General features: G+C 52.6%; 18 protein-coding genes. 9 read left to right on the forward strand and 9 right to left on the reverse strand.

Translation table 11 applies throughout. The features are described from left to right. Positions 1-21 precede the first annotated feature (21 nt). The 5 genes from ABOC97_RS03295 to ABOC97_RS03315 form a co-directional block, all read right to left on the reverse strand. Positions 22-579, reverse strand: a complete 558-nt coding sequence (locus ABOC97_RS03295) for a helix-turn-helix transcriptional regulator (protein ID WP_349594028.1) — start codon at positions 577-579, stop codon at positions 22-24. 17 nt (positions 580-596) lie between these two features. Further along, positions 597-827, reverse strand: coding sequence for a hypothetical protein (locus ABOC97_RS03300; RefSeq protein ID WP_349594031.1), 231 nt, complete (start codon positions 825-827; stop codon positions 597-599). A gap of 208 nt (positions 828-1,035) precedes the next feature. Beyond that, positions 1,036-1,938, reverse strand: coding sequence for a TIGR01777 family oxidoreductase (locus ABOC97_RS03305; protein WP_349594034.1), 903 nt, complete (start codon positions 1,936-1,938; stop codon positions 1,036-1,038). Between the two features lie 23 nt (positions 1,939-1,961). After that, complete coding sequence (gene folX / locus ABOC97_RS03310; protein WP_349594038.1) at positions 1,962-2,324, reverse strand: dihydroneopterin triphosphate 2'-epimerase; 363 nt, start codon at positions 2,322-2,324, stop codon at positions 1,962-1,964. Between the two features lie 54 nt (positions 2,325-2,378). Further along, a complete protein-coding gene (locus ABOC97_RS03315; RefSeq protein ID WP_349594041.1) occupies positions 2,379-3,287 on the reverse strand; it encodes a LysR family transcriptional regulator in 909 nt (302 codons plus the stop codon). Between the two features lie 103 nt (positions 3,288-3,390). Here ABOC97_RS03315 and ABOC97_RS03320 point away from each other — a divergent pair, with 103 nt between their 5' ends. The 4 genes from ABOC97_RS03320 to yfcD all read left to right on the forward strand — a co-directional run bounded on the left by ABOC97_RS03320 (position 3,391) and on the right by yfcD (position 6,794). Then, on the forward strand, positions 3,391-4,809 hold the full coding sequence (locus ABOC97_RS03320) for an aldehyde dehydrogenase family protein (protein ID WP_349594044.1): 1,419 nt from the start codon (positions 3,391-3,393) through the stop codon (positions 4,807-4,809). A gap of 130 nt (positions 4,810-4,939) precedes the next feature. Beyond that, on the forward strand, positions 4,940-5,584 hold the full coding sequence (gene yfcF, locus ABOC97_RS03325) for a glutathione transferase (protein ID WP_349594047.1): 645 nt from the start codon (positions 4,940-4,942) through the stop codon (positions 5,582-5,584). Between the two features lie 56 nt (positions 5,585-5,640). Further along, entirely contained in the window at positions 5,641-6,192 is a 552-nt protein-coding gene (yfcE, locus tag ABOC97_RS03330) for a phosphodiesterase (protein WP_349594050.1), read from the forward strand. Between the two features lie 56 nt (positions 6,193-6,248). After that, the gene (yfcD, locus tag ABOC97_RS03335) at positions 6,249-6,794 is read left to right on the forward strand and encodes an NUDIX hydrolase YfcD (protein ID WP_234502254.1); all 546 of its coding nucleotides are present in this window, start codon (positions 6,249-6,251) and stop codon (positions 6,792-6,794) included. A gap of 95 nt (positions 6,795-6,889) precedes the next feature. Here the strand turns inward: yfcD and pta are convergent, their stop codons facing one another. Further along, positions 6,890-9,034, reverse strand: a complete 2,145-nt coding sequence (pta, locus tag ABOC97_RS03340) for a phosphate acetyltransferase (RefSeq protein WP_349594054.1) — start codon at positions 9,032-9,034, stop codon at positions 6,890-6,892. A gap of 76 nt (positions 9,035-9,110) precedes the next feature. Further along, positions 9,111-10,313, reverse strand: a complete 1,203-nt coding sequence (gene ackA, locus ABOC97_RS03345) for an acetate kinase (protein WP_234502252.1) — start codon at positions 10,311-10,313, stop codon at positions 9,111-9,113. 463 nt (positions 10,314-10,776) lie between these two features. Between ackA and yfbV the strand changes: the two genes are divergently transcribed. The 4 genes from yfbV (at position 10,777) to ABOC97_RS03365 (ending at position 14,413) form a co-directional block, all read left to right on the forward strand. After that, positions 10,777-11,232: a terminus macrodomain insulation protein YfbV gene (yfbV, locus tag ABOC97_RS03350; RefSeq protein WP_062772630.1), complete on the forward strand. Its 456-nt coding sequence runs from the start codon at positions 10,777-10,779 to the stop codon at positions 11,230-11,232. An 81-nt stretch (positions 11,233-11,313) separates the two neighbouring features. After that, a complete protein-coding gene (locus ABOC97_RS03355) occupies positions 11,314-11,808 on the forward strand; it encodes a YfbU family protein (RefSeq protein ID WP_234502250.1) in 495 nt (164 codons plus the stop codon). Next, positions 11,808-12,479, forward strand: coding sequence for a sugar phosphatase (locus ABOC97_RS03360; protein WP_349594059.1), 672 nt, complete (start codon positions 11,808-11,810; stop codon positions 12,477-12,479). Before ABOC97_RS03355 ends, ABOC97_RS03360 begins: the two co-directional genes overlap by 1 nt. A 101-nt stretch (positions 12,480-12,580) precedes the next feature. Beyond that, positions 12,581-14,413 carry an SLC13 family permease gene (locus ABOC97_RS03365; protein WP_349594062.1) on the forward strand — a complete coding sequence of 611 codons (1,833 nt, stop codon included), beginning with the start codon at positions 12,581-12,583 and terminating at the stop codon, positions 14,411-14,413. A 79-nt stretch (positions 14,414-14,492) separates the two neighbouring features. Here ABOC97_RS03365 and yfbR read toward each other — a convergent pair whose 3' ends face one another. Further along, positions 14,493-15,092: a 5'-deoxynucleotidase gene (gene yfbR / locus ABOC97_RS03370; protein ID WP_349594064.1), complete on the reverse strand. Its 600-nt coding sequence runs from the start codon at positions 15,090-15,092 to the stop codon at positions 14,493-14,495. A gap of 84 nt (positions 15,093-15,176) precedes the next feature. After that, a complete protein-coding gene (gene alaA, locus ABOC97_RS03375) occupies positions 15,177-16,394 on the reverse strand; it encodes an alanine transaminase AlaA (protein WP_234502246.1) in 1,218 nt (405 codons plus the stop codon). A gap of 908 nt (positions 16,395-17,302) precedes the next feature. On the opposite strand from alaA, the gene lrhA reads away from it, so the two are divergent. Continuing rightward, a complete protein-coding gene (lrhA, locus tag ABOC97_RS03380) occupies positions 17,303-18,244 on the forward strand; it encodes a transcriptional regulator LrhA (RefSeq protein WP_349594067.1) in 942 nt (313 codons plus the stop codon). Positions 18,245-18,865 lie beyond the last annotated feature (621 nt).

Raw genomic sequence — 18,865 nt, forward strand, 5'->3', positions numbered from 1 at the left:
AAAGACAGCAATAACAGGGTGTTAACGGTTAATCGGTACGGGGCAATTCAACCCCTGGAAATAATTCAGTACCGTTTGGCTCTCCTGTGACGCGCGTAGCTGTAGCGCCAGGTTGAGGCTGTCCAGTGTGCGGGCGTGGGCTACCATCGGCGATTGCGCGGGCAAACGTCCCTCGTCAACCAGCCACTTAACCACCGTTTGCCAGCGCCATAGCGGTGAACTGCCTTTTACGCGCTGTATCGGGCCGGGAAACTGACCAGCACCACGGGAACCCTCTTTCAGCAGCGAAATAGCCTGCCGGGAGACGCCGGTGAGTTCGGCGATATCGCTCAAGCCAACTAGCACCGCATCGACGGATTCGACACGGGCATTAAGCGTTGGGGCGGATTCAATATCTTTGATAGCAGACAAAATGGCATGCTCGAGCGTGTCGCTTTCACGGTCAAAATCGAGGTACACCGCCGTACCATAAAAACAGATTAGGGCATCGTCGCAGTGTGCTTTATACAAGGCGTCTTCCAGGTGAGGCGTACTGCGGGTGACGCCGGAAAGCGTCAGCGTGAAATTGAATAACGACATCGTTCCTTCCTCCATAGCTATGAATGTTTTCGCCGGCAGCGGTCAACCATCCGCATTATCTGCCGCGCATGATGAAGGGGAACCGCCGGTGTCGACCAGATACTCATCATATGGTCGCGGTGTTCCGCGAGGCCGCATTTCAAACGACCGAAACAGTGAGCGCTATGACCGGCGGGACTCAATAACCATCCACGCGCTAGCGCATATTCAATCGCTGCCCGGATATGTTTGTCTGGATGTTCCTTCATCTATCTGTCCTGTTGAGTATCAAATGGGTGTTGACGAATGTCAACGGTAATTGTTCGATAAGTGATAGCTCAGGCAGTTATGACAGGAGGATTTACGGCGTGTTGGAACCGGCTTCACGTTTGTATTTACGGGGAATCGATCAGAGAGTTGAAATGCGAGGCGTATTCCATGGGAAGGCGGTGATAGCGGGTCGCTATCACCGTACTGTCAGTGTCGTTTGCCGAGAATATCGCCCAGCGCTTCATCCAGATCGTACCAGCGGAAGACAAAACCAGCGGCTTCTATCCGTTTGGGTAACGCACGCTGTCCGCCGAGTACCAGTACCGAAGACTCTCCCATCAGCAGGCGTATCACGGTGGCGGGAACGCGTAAAATCGCGGGACGATCTAACGCATGCCCCAGCGCATGGGCGAACCGTTCGTTGCGAACGGGGTAGGGCGAAACCATATTAAATGGCCCACTCAGATCGTTATCAAGCAGCCAGAGAATACCGTTGACCATATCGTCGATATGTATCCACGCCAGATACTGACGGCCATTGCCGATAGGGCCGCCGAGACCGAGTTTAAATGGCGGCAGCATTTTAGCGAGAATACCGCCTTGTGCGGCGAGAACAACCCCGGTACGCAGCAGGCAGACACGGGTGCGGTCGCTTTCTGCGCTGCTGGCAATGTGCTCCCAGCGTGCGCACAATTTATGGGTAAATTCATTATGCGGCGGCTCTTCTTCCGTCACGACCACTTCGCCGAGATCGCCGTAATAGCCGGTGGCGGAGCCAGAAATCAGCACCGCTGGCGGGGTGGTGCTGGCCAGAATCAGCTCGCTGATACGCTGAGTTATGGTCCAACGACTGTCGCAAAGCTTCTGCTTTTGTGCGTCGGTCCAGCGCTTGTCGGCAATAGCTTCACCGGCAAGATTAATCACGGCGTCTATGCCGTCGAGCGATGAAATATTCTGTAGCCCTGGCCAGAGTTCAACGCGCGCATCAAGCACCTGGCGCGCTTTTTCCGGGGAACGGGTCACTACGCAGACCGTGTGGCCAAGCGTTAATAAGCGCGGAATCAGGTGGCGGCCTATGAGGCCGGTACCACCGGTAATCAGAATCTTCATGCGACCTCCCTGGGAAGGGGCGCCTAACGTTGCCAGCTTAAGGTGATAGAGACCGAGTCGGCATAGCGTAGCGCGTGAACTTTATCGACTTCCACTTCAGCATAAGTGACCCAGTGATGTTCGCTTGCGATATCGAGCACATCCTGAGTTAATTTTTCCAGCAAAGAGAAACGGTTATTCTCCACGTGGCGAATAATGCTCTTGGTGATGGTGCGGTAGTTCAGCGCATCGTTAATGTCTTCACTATTGCGTGCTTGCTCCGCCGGATAGCGAATTTCAATGTTGATGACCACGTCCTGGCGGTTGGCAATCTCTTCTTCTTTAATGCCGATAAACGTGCGCAGGCGTAGATTCTTAATGCGAATAATGGCGTTGGACTCGGACATTGCAGGTATTCTCCTTATTTATTGTTGTCTTGGGCATCATACACGAAAGCATCTTTATCGCGGCAGTGTCTGGCGGGTATTCAGTTCGTGCGCCAGTTCAATAAATGCGCGTAACGCGGGCAGAATGTGGCGGTGGCCCGGATAGTAAAGACGTAAACCGCCGAAGACAGGGCACCATTCATCCAGTACGCTGATGAGCTTACCATTAGCGAGATCGTCCTGGATAAACCACTCTGAAATAAACGCCAGCCCCAGCCCGGCCAGGGTCGCTCGATGGATAACCTGCATTTCGCTGACGATCATCCGCGGTGGGACGTTGACGGTGAATTTATGCTGATGGCGCTCCAGTTCCCAGTGATAAACCCCACCATGTGACATTCGCATGCCAATGCTGTGGTGGTCTGCGAGTGAATCTGGCGTTTGCGGGATCCCATGGCGGGCAAAGTAGTCTGGCGAGCCGACGATAACCATTCTGGCGTCCGGCGTGAGTGCGCTGGCAATCATATCCTGCGGCACTGATTCGGCGAGCCTGATCCCGGCATCGTAGCCCTCAGCGACAATATCGATCATCCTTGATTCGGTGGTGATATCCAGCCGCATCTGCGGATAACGTTGCAAGTAGGTGTCAAACAGATTAAACAGCAACGATACGCTTTCGCGCGGGGCATTGATTCGCAGTGTGCCCGTCGGTATTCCGGGTTCGGCGGTGATTTCTTCCGCCGCGCGCTGAATTTCCGCCAGCGCAGGGGCAATACGTGCAATATACCGCCGCCCCTGTTCGGTCAGGGCTACGCTGCGGGTGGTACGGTTAAACAGGCGCACGTTAAGACGTGCCTCCAGCCCCGCGACGGCGTTGCTGACGGCGGTGGCCGACAGCCCAAGCTCGCGTGCAGCCGCGCGGAAACTCTGTTGCCGGGCGACGGCAAGGACAACTTCAAGTTCGGTTAGACCGCTACGGTGCATGATTATCCCGATTTTCGTGACAGCTTGTCCTCATTATACCCTCTTATCGCGATGATAGACGTTTCTTATACTGTGCGACATCCCATGATGAGAGGACAGAATAATGCAGCACATCGACAAAATTTATATCAACGGCGAATTTGTTACCCCGCACGGCAGCGAGCTATTTGACTTGTTTAACCCGGCAACGGAAGCGGTGATTGGCCAGGTTCGCCTGGCGGATGCCGATGATGCTCAGCGGGCGATTGCGGCAGCAAAAGCGGCATTCCCAACCTGGTCCCGGACCTCACGAGAAGAGCGTATTGCGGTACTGGAACGCATGCATCAGGCTGTGGTGGCACGTGAGTCCGACCTGCTGGAGGCCATTATCACCGAATATGGTGCGCCATCATCACGCGCTAGCTGGATGGCGGCCTGGCCTGCGCAGACTATCTGCTGTGCAATTGACGCGCTGAAGACCTTTGCTTTTGAAGAGTCGGTTGGACGGGCCAAAGTTGTTATGACCCCGGTCGGGGTCGCGGGATTGATTACGCCGTGGAACAGCGATGCTGGCTTTATCTGCAATAAGCTGGCGACGGCGATGGCGGCGGGTTGTACTGCCGTCATTAAGCCAAGCGAAATGAGTGCCTGGCAGACTCAGATTATCACCGAGGCGCTGCACGCGGCGCAAATTCCGGCTGGCGTATTTAACATCGTCACCGGTCGTGGTGACGTGGTGGGCGATGTTATTAATCATCACCCGGATATTGCTAAAATTTCCTTTACCGGCTCGACGGCGGTGGGGAAACATATCGTGGAAAGCGGGGCTCGCACGTTGAAGCGCGTAACGCTGGAGCTGGGTGGCAAATCACCAACGGTTATCCTTGATGATGCCGACCTGAAAACTTCGGTACACCTGGCGCTGGAGGCGGGTTTTATGAATAGCGGACAGGCGTGCATTGCCGGTACGCGTATTCTGGTTCCGGCGTCGCGTAAAGCGGAGTTCGAGCAGGAAATGGTTGCCGCTATCGCGCAGTTCCCCGCAGGCTCTCCGCGCGATGTGCAGACGGTTATCGGCCCAATGGTTAGCCGCAAGCAGTGGCAGCGCGTGCAGGACTATATTCGATTGGGTGTACAGGAAGGCGCGAGATTGCTGACCGGTGGAGAAGGGCGCGTTGCGGGGATGGAAAACGGCTGGAGCGTGAAGCCGACAATCTTTACCGATGTGCACAATCAAATGCGCATTGCCAGAGAGGAGATCTTCGGACCGGTGCTGGTGGTCATTCCTTATGCCGATGATGCCGAAGCGCTGGCTATCGCCAACGACACGGATTATGGATTGAGCGCGCTGGTATTAAGCGGCTCACGGCAGCGCGGTGAGGCAATGGCGTTGCAGATTGAGTCTGGTCGCGTGCAGGTTAATACTCTGGAGCACGAGCATCTGGCGCCGTTTGGCGGCTTTAAACAGTCTGGTCTGGGGCGTGAAATGGGCAAATGGGGATTGCAGGCCTACCTGGAGCCCAAAACGCTGGTGGTTGGCTAATTGCAAAATCCTCATGTTGTGGGCAAGTGACATCGCCCGGTAGACAGGCTATTTTGGCTATTATGTTAGATGGGCAGCAGTTTCTGCGCCCATCGTTCGTGCATCTTTTGTCTGTGATTGAGGACGCGCCATGAGCCAGCCTGTAATAACCCTTTGGTCAGACTCCGATTTTTTCTCCCCCTATGTGATGTCCGTGTATGTTGCCTTGAAGGAAAAAGGGCTGCCATTCACGCTCAAAACCATCAATCTGAATCTGGGTGAACAGCTGAAACCGGGCTGGAAAGGCTATACCGCTACCCGCCGGGTACCGCTTCTTGACGTGGATGGTTTTGAACTCAGCGAATCCTCTGCCATTACCGAATACCTCGACGAACGTTTTGCGCCGCCGGAGTGGGAACGTTTGTATCCTCACGATATACAAAAACGTGCCCGCGCCAGGCAGGTGCAGGCGTGGCTGCGCAGCGATCTCATGCCTATCCGTGAAGAGCGCTCCACCGCGGTGGTTTTTGCCGGTGAGAAAAAAGCACCATTAAGTGAAGCAGGACGCCAAAGCGCGGCTAAACTTTTTGACACCGCCAGCGTGCTTCTGGCCCACGGTAGGCCCAATCTGTTTGGCGAATGGTGTATCGCCGACAGTGACCTGGCGCTGATGCTTAACCGGCTGGTGCTAAACGGGGATGATGTTCCGGAAGTACTCGCTGAGTACGCGGCTTTCCAGTGGCAACGTGCCTCTGTTCAGCGCTATGCAGCGTTATCGGCTAAACGTGTAGGCTGAAAAAGAAGAGGTAATCCATTATGATAGTAAGGATTATCACTGTAGGGATTTGATTAATGAAGCTGATGTTTGCATCGGATATTCATGGCTCGTTGCCCGCCGCCGAACGTGTGTTGTCGCTGTTTGCCGACAGCGGCGCGAACTGGTTGGTGATTCTGGGGGATGTGCTTAACCACGGACCGCGCAATGCGCTTCCGGAAGGCTATGCGCCAGCCGAGGTCGCCGATCGCCTGAACACCCTTGCCGCGCGAATTATTGCCGTTCGCGGCAACTGCGATAGCGAAGTTGACCAGATGCTCCTGAACTTTCCCATTACCGCACCCTGGCAGCAGGTGTTAACCGACACGCAGCGGCTTTTTCTGACTCACGGTCATCTTTACGGCCCTGATAATCTTCCACCGCTGGCATCTGGCGATGTGCTGATTTTTGGCCATACGCACCTGCCGGTGGCAGAAAAACGCGGCGAGATATTCTTATTTAATCCCGGTTCGGTTAGCATTCCTAAAGGCGGCTTTGCTGCTAGCTATGGGCTGATGGACGGAAGAAATCTGCAGGTTTTAGCACTCAATGATCAGCGGGTTATTGCAGAGGTTGCTATTAACCCGTAAGTTACCCATCAATCATAAAACGCGCCGTAAGAGCGCTTTCAATTTAAGGTTTTCTGATGGTCGAGCAGAATCATTTGGCAAGCACGGAATGGGTCGATATTGTCAACGAAGACAATGAGGTCATCGCGCAAGCGAGCCGTGAACAAATGCGCGCGCAGTGCCTGCGTCACCGGGCAACCTACATCGTCGTCCATGACGGCATGGGGAAAATCCTGGTTCAGCGTCGCACTGAGACGAAAGACTACCAGCCGGGTATGCTGGATGCCACCGCTGGGGGTGTCGTTCAGGCTGATGAGCCATTACTGGACTCTGCTCGCCGTGAGGCGGAAGAAGAGTTAGGGATTGCTGGCGTACCGTTTGCCGATCACGGCCAGTTCTATTTTGAAGATAAGAACTGTCGGGTGTGGGGAAGCCTGTTTAGCTGTGTTTCCCACGGGCCGTTTGCTCTGCAGGAAGAAGAGGTCAGCGAGGTTCGCTGGATGACGCCGGAAGAGATCACCGCTCGCTGCGACGACTTCACCGATGACTCGCTGAAAGCGCTGGCGCTGTGGATGACCCGCAACGCGAACAATGAAGCGCATGTTGAGGAAGAAGCCGAATAAATTCGCGCTATCACAGGCATAAAAAAATCCGGAACGGTTTCCCGCTTCCGGATTTTTTTTGCCTTAAAACCACCCGCGAACGGGTGGTGAAAGGATTACTGCTGCTGTGAAGACTGGATCGCGGTCAGGGCGATGGTGTAGACGATATCGTCTACCAGCGCGCCACGAGACAGGTCGTTCACCGGCTTGCGCATACCCTGCAGCATCGGCCCGATGGAGATCAGGTCGGCAGAACGCTGTACCGCTTTGTAGGTGGTGTTACCGGTGTTCAGATCTGGGAAGATAAACACGGTAGCGCGACCTGCAACCGGAGAGTTCGGTGCTTTGGATTTCGCAACGTCAGCCATCACGGCGGCGTCATACTGCAGTGGGCCGTCGATCATCAGGTCAGGACGTTTTTCCTGTGCCAGACGAGTTGCTTCGCGGACTTTCTCTACATCGCTACCTGCACCAGAAGTACCGGTGGAGTAGGAGAGCATCGCAACGCGTGGTTCGATACCGAAAGCAATCGCGGAGTCTGCGGACTGGATAGCGATTTCAGCCAGCTGTTCTGCAGTTGGATCCGGGTTGATCGCGCAGTCGCCGTAAACATAAACCTGTTCAGGCAGCAGCATGAAGAACACGGAAGAAACCAGAGAGCTGCCCGGTGCAGTTTTGATCAGCTGCAGCGGTGGGCGAATGGTGTTCGCGGTGGTGTGAACCGCACCGGAAACCAGGCCGTCAACGTCGTCTTGTTCCAGCATCAGGGTGCCGAGAACCACGTTGTCTTCCAGCTGTTCGCGGGCAACGGTTGCGGTCATACCTTTGTTTTTACGCAGTTCGACCAGGCGAGCAACGTAGCTTTCGCGAACCACTTCTGGATCAACGATTTCTACGCCTGCGCCCAGTTCAACGCCCTGAGACGCTGCAACACGGGTGATTTCATCTGGGTTGCCCAGCAGTACGCAAGTAGCGATACCACGTTCAGCACAGATAGCGGCAGCTTTAACGGTACGTGGTTCGTCGCCTTCTGGCAGAACAACACGTTTGCCCGCTTTACGCGCCAGCTCGGTCAGCTGGTAACGGAATGCTGGCGGAGACAGACGACGGCTGCGCTCAGAGGTAGCGGTCAGAGATTCAATCCAGTCAGCGTTGATGTAGTTAGCAACGTATTCCTGAACTTTCTCGATGCGCTCGTGATCGTCAACCGGAACTTCCAGGTTGAAGCTCTGCAGGCTCAGAGAGGTCTGCCAGGTGTTGGTGTTCACCATGAATACCGGCAGGCCGGTAGCAAATGCGCGTTCGCACAGTTTGCTGATACGTGGATCCATGTCGTAGCCGCCGGTCAGCAGCAGAGCACCGATTTCCACGCCGTTCATTGCTGCCAGGCAAGCGGCAACTAGAACGTCTGGGCGGTCTGCTGAAGTTACCAGCAGGGAACCTGCACGGAAGTGTTCCAGCATGTGTGGAATGCTACGTGCGCAGAAGGTCACAGACTTCACGCGACGGGTGTTGATGTCGCCTTCGTTGATGACGGTGGCATTCAGGTGACGCGCCATGTCGATTGCACGAGTTGCAATCAGATCGAAGCTCCATGGTACCGCGCCAAGAACTGGCAGGGCGCTGGTGCTGTTCAGCTTAGCAGGATCGATTTTGATAACTTTCGCGGTGGAAGAGTCATCGAAGATCTCAGACAGATCTGGGCGAGTACGGCCCTGTTCGTCAACCGGTGCATTCAGCTTGTTGACGATAACACCGGTAATGTTGGTGTTTTTTACGCCGCCAAAGCTGTTGCGAGTCAGTTCGATACGCTCGTTCAGTTGTTCCGGAGTATCGGTACCCTGAGACATCACGAACACGATTTCCGCGTTCAGTGTTTTAGCGATTTCGTAGTTCAGAGACTGAGCGAACTGATGCTTACGGGTTGGGACCAGGCCTTCAACCAGTACAACTTCTGCATCTTTAGTGTTCGTATGGTAGTTAGCGATGATCTCTTCCATCAGCACATCTTTCTGATTGCTGGAGAGCAGGGCTTCTACGTGGCTCATTTTCATCGGTTCAGCGGCGGTCGTCGTTGAAGAGCTCGCGCGAACGATGGTGGTAGTCTGGTCTGGCGCATCGCCACCGCTACGCGGTTGTGCGATAGGTTTAAAGACGCTCAGACGAACGCCTTTGCGTTCCATAGCACGGATTACGCCAAGGCTGACGCTGGTCAAGCCGACGCTGGTTCCGGTAGGGATCAGCATAATAGTACGGGACACGGTTTATCCTCTTTCGTTACCGCCAGTTTCAGGCGGGATACAAAACAGCACCGCCAGCTAGGCTGGCGGTGTGATATCAGGCAGTCAGACGGTTGGCGTCTTGTGCAATGACCAGCTCTTCGTTGGTCGGGATAACGATGGCAGGGCGGGTGCCTTCTTTGTTGATGAAACCGGATTTGCCGAAACGGGCAGCCAGGTTACGTTCGTGATCAACTTCGAAGCCCAGAACGCCCAGTTTGCCCAGGGACAGTTCGCGAACCATTGCAGCGTTTTCGCCGATACCACCGGTGAAGATAACAGCATCCAGACGACCATCCATCAGCGCGGTGTAGGAACCGATGTATTTCGCCAGACGGTGGCAGTAAACGTCCATTGCACGTTTAGCATCTGCTTTTTCTTTGTAGTTATCTTCTACATAACGACAGTCGCTGGTGACTTCGGTCAGACCCAGGAGGCCAGACTCTTTGGTCAGCATCTTGTTGATCTGGTCGATGTTCATGCCCAGGGTGTCATGCAGGTGGAAAATGATTGCTGGATCGATATCGCCAGAGCGAGTACCCATTACCAGACCTTCCAGCGGGGTCAGACCCATAGAGGTGTCAACGCATTTACCGTTACGGATAGCAGAAACGGAACCACCGTTGCCCAGGTGGCAAGTGATGATGTTCAGTTCTTCAACCGGTTTGTTCAGTACTTTTGCTGCTTCCTGAGTAACGTAGAAGTGGCTGGTACCGTGTGCGCCGTAGCGACGAACGCCGTGTTCTTTGTACAGGCTGTACGGCAGAGCGTACAGGTAAGACTCTTCCGGCATGGTCTGGTGGAACGCGGTATCGAATACGGCAACGTTCTTATCTTTCAGCTGCGGGAAGGATTTCAGCGCTTCAGCAATACCGATCAGGTGAGCCGGGTTATGCAGCGGAGCAAAAGAAGAAGAATCTTTAATGCCCTGGATCACGGATTCGTCGATCACAACGGAGCTGGTGTACTTCTCGCCGCCGTGTACGATACGGTGGCCGATAGCGGTCAGCTGCGCGGACAGTTCTGGTTTTTGTGCCAGAATAGTATTAACGATGAAGTTCAGCGCTTCACTGTGAGCGGCGCCTGCACCTAAAGCCGCTTCTTGTTTACCGCCGTCCATTTTCCACTTGATACGTGCTTCAGGGAGATGGAAACATTCGGCTAAACCAGAGAGGTGCTCTTCACCGTTAACTGCATCGATTACAGCGAATTTCAGGGAGGAGCTACCGCAGTTCAGAACCAGTACTAACTTACTCGACATGGAAGTACCTATTTATGATACGTGGCTAAAAAAACGTCAATGAGTCATTAAGCGTAGCGCAGGATGACCCCGACATTTATGATTAACATCATGCCCGAAACGTTTTTCAGGCATGATCTAAGAAATACATATTGATTCTAAGTCATTTTGCATAATTTTCAGCCAATGGCAGAATATGCAATAATTTGATTTGCCGGAGAGCATTTACCCTCTGGATTTCGAGTGATAGAAAAGCGACGGGCCCGCGATACCCCTTAAGCATAGATGACTATGTGAGTGGGGGTAAACGGACGCAGACTACGCATCTACAACTTGAAAGGCGACGGGTATAGAATCTGGCTATCTCAGGCTGGCACAGGATACCCGATTGCAGGGGCTATGCCAAAATTTTTTGAACGATGTCATACCCAGTTGTTGTTTTTCAAAAATATTTTAATTTTTATACGTGAAGTTGAGGTAAGCCATGTCGACACCCGAGCAACGCCCGGTCAGTTTCTTCAGTTTGTTCAGCCGGGGGCAGCACTATTCAAAGACGTGGCCGTTGGAGAAGCGACTTGCGCCGGTATTTGTTGAGAACCGCGTGATTCGCGCGACTCGCCACGCCATACGCTTTATGCCGCCGCTCGCCATTTTTACGCTGTGCTGGCAAATTGCCCTCGGTGGGCAACTTGGCCCAGCCGTTGCCACAGCGCTGTTTGCGCTGAGCCTGCCGATGCAGGGATTATGGTGGTTAGGTAAACGCTCCGTTACCCCGTTGCCGCCGTCCACATTACAGTGGTTTTATGAGGTACGCGGTAAATTACAGGAAGCCGGACAAGCGCTGGCACCGGTAGAAGGCAAGCCTGATTATCAGGCGTTAGCTGACACGCTTAAGCGCGCCTTCAAACAACTGGATAAAACTTTCCTTGATGATTTGTAATTACATGCGAAAAACGCATATAAAAGAAGACACAATATTTGTGTCTTTTTTTTTGCTGCCAAGCGCAACAGGAGTCGAAAAATGGAAATGACCCACGCTCAACGTCTGATTTTGTCCAATCAGTACAAAATGATGACTATGCTTGACCCCGACAATGCTGAGCGCTACCGCCGCCTGCAAACCATAATTGAACGTGGCTATGGTTTACAGATGCGCGAGCTGGACAGAGAATTTGGCGAACTCAAAGAAGAGACCTGTCGTATCGTCATCGACATCATGGAGATGTATCACGCGCTGCACGTGTCGTGGACCAATCTAAAAGATGCCGCCACCATCGACGAACGTCGCGTAACCTTCCTCGGTTTTGATGCGGCTACCGAAGCGCGCTTCCTGGGTTACGTCCGCTTTATGGTGAATATCGAAGGCCGTTATACCCATTTTGATGCCGGCACCCACGGTTTTAATGCGCAAACCCCGATGTGGGATAAATATCAGCGCATGCTGAATGTCTGGCACGGCTGCCCGCGTCAGTATCATCTGAGCAGCAACGAAATTAATCAGATTATCAACGCCTGATGGGGGCTTCCGTGCAGTGTAAAGGTTTTCTTTTTGACTTAGACGGTACCCTCGTAGACTCACTGGCGGTGGTGGAACGTTCCTGGCATTTCTGGGCTGAAAGCTATGGCGTTGACCCGGATGCGGTGCTGGCGTATATCCACGGCAAACAGGCCATCACCACATTACGGCACTTTATGCCGGGCAAGTCAGAGGCGGAGATTCAGGCTGAGTTTCTGCGTCTGGAGCATATCGAAGCGACCGATCTTAACGGGATCCGTGCGCTGCCGGGTGCGCTGGAACTGCTGGAGCACCTGGAAGCCAATGCCATTCCGTGGGCTATTGTTACATCTGGTTCGATTCCGGTGGCCCATGCTCGTCATCGCGCCGCAGGATTACCAACGCCTGCGGTGTTTGTCACCGCAGAACAGGTGCAGCACGGTAAACCACAGCCGGATGCTTATCTGCTAGGTGCCAAACTTCTGGGGCTGTCGCCGCAGGAATGTCTGGTGGTGGAAGATGCGCCGGCAGGCGTACAGCCCGGGCTGGCGGCAGGCTGCTATGTTGCGGCAGTGAATGTGCCAGCGGAAACCCCTGAGCTGCTGGAGGTTGATTTTGTCCTCTCTACGCTGACAACGCTGCGCGTTGAAAAGCTGTCGGATGGACAGGTAAACGTCACGCAGAATGCATGATCTTATGATTTAGCCCCACACCGTTGGGGCTTTTTTCTGCCACTATAGTTAACGCCATTGAGTTGAAAACCTTACCGCTTATTTGATGACAAGGATGTGCTGTGAACGGTGAATTGATTTGGGTGCTCAGTCTGTTAGCCATTGCCGTGGTGCTGTTTGCCAGCGGCAAGGTACGCATGGATGCTATCGCGCTAGGCATTATTGTCGCCTTCGTACTGAGCGGTACGCTGACGTTGAGCGAAGCTTTCTCTGGCTTCAGCGATCCCAACGTTATTCTGATTGCCGCGTTATTTATTATCGGTGACGGTCTGGTACGCACCGGCGTGGCGACCAAAATGGGTTCCTGGCTGGTGCAGGTGGCGGGCAGCAGTGAAACCAAAATGCTGGTTTACCTGATGCTGACCGTTGCTGGCCTCGGCGCGTTTATGAGTTCAACCGGGGTTGTCGCCATCTTCATCCCGGTGGTTCTGAGCGTTTCCATGCGCATGAATATCTCCCCCTCGCGTCTGATGATGCCGCTAAGCTTTGCCGGGCTTATCAGCGGTATGATGACGCTGGTGGCGACGCCGCCAAACCTGGTTATCAACAGTGAGCTGCTGCGTGAAGGGCTGGAGGGCTTCGGTTTCTTCAGCGTGACGCCAATTGGCCTGGTGGTGCTGGTACTCGGCATTTTCTACATGCTGGTCATGCGATTCATGTTGAAAGGTGATGAAGGGCATGCGGCGCGCGAAGGGCGCAAGCGGAGCACTTTCCGCGATCTGATTAAAGAATACCGTCTGACCGGCCGTGCGCGCCGATTAGCGATTCGTCCGGGTTCGCCGATGATTGGCCAGCGTCTGGATGACCTGAAGCTGCGCGAGCGCTATGGCGCAAATATCATCGGCGTTGAGCGCTGGCGTCGCTTCCGTCGGGTTATCGTGAATGTGAATGGGGTATCGGAGTTCCGCGCTCGTGATGTGCTGCTTATCGATATGTCAGCGGCGGATATTGACCTGCGCCAGTTTATCAGCGAGCAGATGCTGGAGCCGATGGTGCTGCGCGGCGAGTATTTCTCCGACCAGGCCCTGGACGTGGGCATGGCGGAAGTGTCGCTGATCCCGGAGTCTGAACTGCTGGGTAAAACCGTACGTGAAATGGGCTTTCGTACCCGCTATGGCCTGAATATTGTGGGTATGAAACGCGATGGTCAGGCGCTGGATGGTTCGGTGGTTGATGAGCCTTTGCAGCTTGGCGACATTATGCTGGTGGTTGGCAACTGGAAGTTGATTAGCCAGCTGGCGCAAAACGGGCGCGACTTCGTGGTGCTCAATCTGCCGATTGAGGTTAGCGATGCGTCACCGGCCCACAGCCAGGCGCCGCACGCGATTTTCTGTCTGGTGTTGATGGTCGCACTGATGCTCACGGATGAAATTCCCAACCCGATAGCCGCGATTATTGCTTGCCTGCTGATGGGCAAATTCCGCTGTATTGACGCCCAGAGCGCCTATAAGTCTATTCACTGGCCGAGCATTATTTTGATTGTCGGGATGATGCCCTTCGCGTTGGCGCTGCAAAAAACCGGCGGCGTCGATCTTATCGTGAAAGCGCTGATGGATATTGGCGGTGGGCAAGGGCCTTATCTGATGCTGGGCTGTCTTTTTGTAATGTGTGCGGCAATCGGACTGTTTATCTCCAATACCGCCACGGCGGTGCTGATGGCGCCGATTGCACTGGCGGCAGCGAATTCCATGGGCGTGTCGCCGTACCCGTTCGCGATGGTCGTGGCGATGGCGGCCTCCGCGGCCTTCATGACCCCGGTATCGTCACCGGTAAACACCTTGGTGCTGGGGCCGGGTAAATATAGCTTTAGTGATTTCATCAAAATCGGCGTGCCGTTTACGGTGCTGGTGATGATTGTCTGCGTACTGCTGATTCCGATTTTGTTCCCGTTCTGATCGGGTTCCACGAAGTAAGAGGTAACGCCGGGCTAGCGATAAAGCGTAGCCCGGCTGAACATCGTGACGCGGAGAAAAGTCAGAGCGGTGAATCCTGGCTTATTTCATCTAGCGAAAGATGGAAGCTCGGCACAAACACCGACATAAAATAGTCCATCTCTTCGCTGCGCCGGGAGGCCAGCGTCTTCTCAAGGCGTCCCTTGGCCAACAAAAATTCGTTATTACCCGCCGATAACTCTTCCAGACATTTCAGATAGGCGCACAGCGCATCGGCCTGTTTGACGATGGCTTTCTCTTCGTCGCTACTCTGATGCTCGTCGATAAGCGGTGCGAAAATATCGTGCAGTTCCTCTGGCACCATATCAATCAGTTTCTGTTGCGCGATTTTCTCAATCGCTTTGTATTCCTGAGCAATTTGCGAATTGAAATATTTAACCGGGGTAGGGAGATCGCCGGTTAATACTTCCGAAGCGTCGTGATACATCGCCAGCAGTGCGATGCGCTCGGCATTCACCTGTCCGTTAAATTTACGATTTTTAATGGCGGCGAGGGCATGGGCGACCATGGCGACCTGCAAACTGTGTTCAGAGACGTTTTCGGTGCGCACATTGCGCATCAGCGGCCAGCGATTGATTAACTTCAGGCGGGAGAGGTGGGCAAAAAAATGACTCTGACTCATAACAACCCTTACTCATTAACTTCAGTGAAGGCATTGTGCGCAGAGATGGCCGCTGGATGCAAATGCCAGCGGCCATGAGCAATATTACAGCTGGTGGTAGCCTGACAGGAAACGACCGAAACGGCTGATAGCCATCTCCAGGTCGTCTTCGCGCGGCAGGGTAACAATACGCACGTGATCCGGCCACGGCCAGTTAAAGGCGGTGCCCTGAACCAGCAAGACTTTTTCCTGTAGCAAGAAATCCAGTACCATGCGCTGGTCATCGTGAATGTTAAAGCGCTTGGCATCGATTTTCGGGAACATATACAGCGCACCCTTTGGCTTCACGCAGGAGACGCCAGGGATCTCGTTAATCAGTTCCCAGGCACGGTTGCGCTGTTCATACAGACGGCCGCCAGGTGTAATAAATTCACTGATGCTTTGATACCCGCCGAGCGCGGTCTGAATGGCGTGCTGCGCAGGGACGTTGGCGCAAAGACGCATGGAAGCCAGCATCTCCAGCCCTTCAATATAACCTTTCGCGTGTTTCTTCGGCCCGTTCAGTACCATCCAGCCTTGACGGAAACCGGCAACACGGTAGGTTTTGGACAGCCCGTTAAACGTTACCGTCAGCAGATCTGGCGCCATCGCGGCAATCGAATGGTGCTGGGCTTCGTCATACAGAATCTTGTCGTAGATTTCATCGGCGAAGATTATCAGGTTGTGCTCGCGGGCGATCTCAACGATCTCCTGCAGTAACTCTTTGGAATACACCGCGCCGGTTGGGTTGTTCGGGTTGATAATCACAATGCCGCGCGTGCGCGGGGTGATTTTGGCGCGGATATCGTCGAGGTCCGGGAACCAATCGGCCGATTCATCGCACAGATAGTGCACCGCTTTACCGCTGGATAACGATACCGCGGCGGTCCACAGCGGGTAGTCTGGGGCCGGAACCAGCATTTCATCGCCGCTGTTCAGCAGCGCCTGCATAGCCTGGACGATAAGTTCAGACACGCCGTTACCGATATAGATATCTTCTACCGTCACGTCGCGCATGCCGCGTGCCTGGTAGTGCTGCATGATAGCCTTACGGGCAGAGTACAGGCCTTTAGAGTCGCAGTAGCCCTGCGCGGTTGGCAGGTTACGGATCACATCAACCAGAATCTCATCCGGCGCGTCAAACCCGAAAGGTGCCGGGTTGCCGATATTGAGTTTGAGAACTTTATTGCCTTCTTCTTCAAGGCGTTTGGCCTCTTTAAGAACCGGGCCGCGAATGTCGTAACAAACGTTGTCTAACTTGCTGGATTTTTCGATTGGTGACATGAATCTTTGACCTTTTTAGCTGTGATTGCCACTCCCTGCCGTGGAAGTCAGCACGGAATAATGTACTCCGCATCCCGGGGGTTTTGAAGGGTCAACAGGAGAAGATTTTGTGGATTCTATGTTGTTGGAACATTCTTTTTTACTGGTTGTCTACGGATATCGTTGTTGTATCTATTGTTAATTTATTGTTTAACAGTCAAATTAACCAGAATGCCTTTGTTTTTCAGGTTTTTCATCCAACAAAAAAGAAATGATTTAGCTTAGGCGACAGATTTCCCATATATACTTTAAAACTCCTTCAGCAATTTTTATTTTTAATTAAACTCCGTTAATAAGTATTAGGTCTGATACCCATTTTTGTGAAGTCGATGTTAATGGTGGCTTCAGTTAAATATTAATATTTCTTTATATTTTGAAAAGTAATGAAAGTGATTTGTTAGAATCCTTAAATTGTTTTGATTCTGAACCTTACCTTGTTTAAGAATAAGCTTACTTAAGGCTTATAAAGCTTATGGTTTTCAGTTAATATGCTATGACGTTTACCGACTGTATTGGCCATCTTTGCTGATGGCTATCTGTGTGGGCGATGTAACGTAATGTTACTTATTGGATTTATTGGCTTCAGTTAAAAACACCGTTTTCCCCCTGATGCGTTAAAGCAGCATTGTTATCTACGACTCCTTGCGCGGGATACCGCTGAGCGGGAGCTAGGTAAATAGCCTTAGGGCTAAAGGATATATTGTAAAAGGAACTGTCACTGTTTGCAGTGGTAGACAATTTTAATACTGACACTCAGCAGGCAGTCATTCATCGCTATGAGGTGAAAGACAAATTAAAGGATTAGCTTGTATTATTAGAGTGCAGCATCAATAAGGCAGTTCGGTTTCCGAACCTGTAAGTGGATTTATATGATAAATGCCAATCGTCCGATACTAAATCTCGATCTCGATCTGCTGAGAACCTTTGTCGCGGTGGCTGACCTGAGCACGTTTGCTGCAGCGGCCTCGGCGGTTTGTCGTACACAATCTGCTGTTAGCCAGCAAATGCAACGTCTGGAACAACTCGTGGGCAAAGAGCTTTTCGCTCGTCACGGGCGTAATAAGTTGCTGACTGAACATGGTATCCAGCTGCTGGGTTATGCACGGAAAATTCTGCGTTTTAACGACGAAGCATGCACATCGCTTATGTTTAGCTCCCTGCAAGGGCAGTTGACGTTAGGTTCGTCAGATGAATCAGCCGACACCATTTTACCTTTCTTATTAAACCGGATCAGTTCGGCTTATCCGAAGCTGGCACTTGATGTGCGGGTTAAACGTCACTGCGTGATGGCGGATATGCTGAAAAACAGGGAAGTGGATCTGGCACTCACTACCCATCCGCTGGAAGGCTTTGAGTCGACAGTCCTGCGCTCGTCACCTACGCTTTGGTACTGCGCCGCTGAGTTTACGCTGCGCCCTGAAGAGCCGGTACCGCTGGTGCTGCTCGATAATCCTAGTCCGTTCCGCGATACGATTATTAAAACGCTGGATGCGGTGGGGATGCCGTGGCGTCTGGCCTACGTGGCTTCTACGCTTTCAGCCGTTCGTGCGGCAGTAAAAGCGGGTCTTGGGGTCACTGGGCGTCCGGTTGAAATGATGAGCCCCGACCTCCTGGCATTAGGTAAGGCTGACGGTATGCCTGAGCTACCGGAAACGGAGTATATGCTGACCTATAATCCGCAAAGTGAAAACGAAATGGCGCAGTTGATTTTTCAGTCTCAGGTACAGCGCCTCGCGCCGTGGCCACAGACCGGCACATATACCCCTGAAGAGGGGGATAATCCCCTTATACATGAAAGGGATTTCGATTAACATTGTGACCTAAATGTAGTAACAAAATGTAAGTGCAAAAAAGAATCGTAGACGAAGAAAACACAGTTTGCGGTTCTTTTTTTGCGCTTTCGTGTCTAAACTCAAAAAATAAACTCAAAAATGTGATAATAATCATGTAATTATCATTAATGCACAATTCTAATGAGTTATCATCAAACGCAATCTCACATCACCTGCTAATGTTAAAAAAACGGATGGTTTGTTGCCGTTTTTCGGGTCGAATTAACAAAAGCGTGTCTTAGATCAAGAAAATACTCCTCAATGGGGGGAGGAATCATCAGTAAATCCTGTCAAAATAGATGGGTTATTCTTGTTATTGCTACAAAACGGACACGATTCAACAACAGGTAAACCGTAAGGCGAACTGAAGCGAATCGAATCAAAGGGCACGTAATGTTAATGAAATGCTTTTGATGTAAACTAATGTGAGGAAACTTTTGTTAAAGTTGACAAAAGGTTATAGAAAGGAGTAAAAAACCTCAACATTTTGCGGTCTATGTTTTGAATTGGGCTGTTTGTAGGTTTTTTAATCCTCCCCATGAATCATGTAGCGTCCATCTGCCGGTAAGAGCAGTGGTGGTCATGCTACCTATTTGGTTA

It is taken from the genome of Kluyvera huaxiensis, from assembly GCF_040149365.1.
In the GTDB taxonomy this organism is placed as follows: Bacteria; Pseudomonadota; Gammaproteobacteria; order Enterobacterales; family Enterobacteriaceae; genus Kluyvera; species Kluyvera intermedia_A.

Bases quoted from the DNA above. Each gene is read 5' to 3' on its own strand.
- folX (WP_349594038.1), bottom strand. From the start codon at position 2,324: ATGTCCGAGTCCAACGCCATTATTCGCATTAAGAATCTACGCCTGCGC.
- ABOC97_RS03300 (WP_349594031.1), bottom strand. From the start codon at position 827: ATGAAGGAACATCCAGACAAACATATCCGGGCAGCGATTGAATATGCG.
- ABOC97_RS03360 (WP_349594059.1), top strand. From the start codon at position 11,808: ATGGGGGCTTCCGTGCAGTGTAAAGGTTTTCTTTTTGACTTAGACGGT.
- ackA (WP_234502252.1), bottom strand. From the start codon at position 10,313: ATGTCGAGTAAGTTAGTACTGGTTCTGAACTGCGGTAGCTCCTCCCTG.
- ABOC97_RS03320 (WP_349594044.1), top strand. From the start codon at position 3,391: ATGCAGCACATCGACAAAATTTATATCAACGGCGAATTTGTTACCCCG.
- yfcE (WP_349594050.1), top strand. From the start codon at position 5,641: ATGAAGCTGATGTTTGCATCGGATATTCATGGCTCGTTGCCCGCCGCC.
- lrhA (WP_349594067.1), top strand. From the start codon at position 17,303: ATGATAAATGCCAATCGTCCGATACTAAATCTCGATCTCGATCTGCTG.
- ABOC97_RS03305 (WP_349594034.1), bottom strand. From the start codon at position 1,938: ATGAAGATTCTGATTACCGGTGGTACCGGCCTCATAGGCCGCCACCTG.
- ABOC97_RS03355 (WP_234502250.1), top strand. From the start codon at position 11,314: ATGGAAATGACCCACGCTCAACGTCTGATTTTGTCCAATCAGTACAAA.
- yfcF (WP_349594047.1), top strand. From the start codon at position 4,940: ATGAGCCAGCCTGTAATAACCCTTTGGTCAGACTCCGATTTTTTCTCC.
- ABOC97_RS03315 (WP_349594041.1), bottom strand. From the start codon at position 3,287: ATGCACCGTAGCGGTCTAACCGAACTTGAAGTTGTCCTTGCCGTCGCC.
- yfbV (WP_062772630.1), top strand. From the start codon at position 10,777: ATGTCGACACCCGAGCAACGCCCGGTCAGTTTCTTCAGTTTGTTCAGC.
- yfbR (WP_349594064.1), bottom strand. From the start codon at position 15,092: ATGAGTCAGAGTCATTTTTTTGCCCACCTCTCCCGCCTGAAGTTAATC.
- alaA (WP_234502246.1), bottom strand. From the start codon at position 16,394: ATGTCACCAATCGAAAAATCCAGCAAGTTAGACAACGTTTGTTACGAC.
- yfcD (WP_234502254.1), top strand. From the start codon at position 6,249: ATGGTCGAGCAGAATCATTTGGCAAGCACGGAATGGGTCGATATTGTC.
- ABOC97_RS03295 (WP_349594028.1), bottom strand. From the start codon at position 579: ATGTCGTTATTCAATTTCACGCTGACGCTTTCCGGCGTCACCCGCAGT.